This is a genomic window from Micromonospora sp. NPDC049679, from assembly GCF_040659735.1.
Lineage (GTDB): Bacteria > Actinomycetota > Actinomycetes > Mycobacteriales > Micromonosporaceae > Micromonospora_I.
The window spans coordinates 1-1,162 of sequence record NZ_JBFANZ010000093.1 but is presented as its reverse complement, the minus strand read 5'-3'; the positions used below and the strand labels follow the sequence as shown (position 1 = coordinate 1,162).

The window sequence follows — 1,162 nt, the reverse complement described above, 5'->3', positions numbered from 1 at the left end:
TACAGGGACTGGGGCGCCGCTGTCCGCCACTCGGACTGCAGGATGCGCTGCATCCAGCGACGAGAGAGCCGACGGCTCAATATTGCCCCCTTTGCCAGAGACGACATCGATATAGGCACTGACAAAGAGGTAGCCTAACCAAGCGAGCAGGGCGAGTCCCACCAGCTTCATTACCGACAACTTCTTGGTCAGCAGACTGTTCACCTGAGTGATCAGGTATACGCCGTCGGTCTCGCTCGCCACTTGCGCTTTAAACAGCGAGGTCATAGCGCCTTTATCCGAGCCGTATTTTTCGGGGGCCTTGGCCACCACAAACAGATTGCCATCCGCCTCTTTTTCCAAGATGAAACTCAGTGTGTCATCCCCATAGTCAGAGAGATTCAGGGTGTGCAACTGATATGCCGGCGATTTGATTTCGAACGAAAGTCGCTTACGCTTACGTTTAACCGAAACGTTTTTTGGGGCGCGGCGAATAAAGTTCGCGAGGCGCTCAATCATCACTTTCTTCATCTACCATCTCCCCAAGAGCAGTTTTAATTCCTACCAGCGCCGATTCAATACGCGGATTCATGATTGCCGATTTAGCGACAACCTCTGACAACCAATGTGAGCGCAAACCACAGGCTTCTACGCTGGCAACGTCCATGCCGATATCGCACAACGAATACCAAGTGACACGATCAACTGCCTTTAACCATCTGAACCAATTTGGCGCAAGCACACCATTTGCTGAAGCCGCTGCCTTCATTCCCATCAGCACTGTGCGCTTATACGCATATCGACTTACTACACGCTTAACTACCTTGGTATTTGCATACTGGTGCAATGCACGTTTTGCATGTAACGAATTCAGCAAGGCAATCTTTTTCATTCGCTTTGCCCTCACATATGCACGGGCGAGCTCATTAATTATTTTAAGCGCGAGGTCGTTGTCATGGTTCATCTGGGCTGCAAATGCGGCAAAGAGCGAACGCTCATAGGGCTTCAAGGAATCGACCCCCTCCCAAGGCTTACCAAGTTGCGCAACAAGAATTGCCCTGGCCCGCGACAGCTTTAACGCCTCTTTGTTATCCAGCAACTCAATATCTGCAGGATCTTCCTCCTCGCCCAATGCAGCAGTTCTGCGTCGACGGCGAGCTGATCGGCTACGAGGAGCGCGGTG

General features: G+C 51.8%; 2 protein-coding genes. Both read right to left on the bottom strand.

Annotated features, from left to right (window positions below; translation table 11 throughout):
- The coding region (locus tag AB0J06_RS26350; protein WP_357432360.1) for a hypothetical protein at window positions 1–510 on the bottom strand (510 nt) is incomplete at its 3' end.
- Window positions 491–1,162: hypothetical protein (locus AB0J06_RS26345; protein ID WP_357432358.1), on the bottom strand; the 672-nt coding region annotated here is incomplete at its 5' end. The genes AB0J06_RS26350 and AB0J06_RS26345, both read right to left, overlap by 20 nt.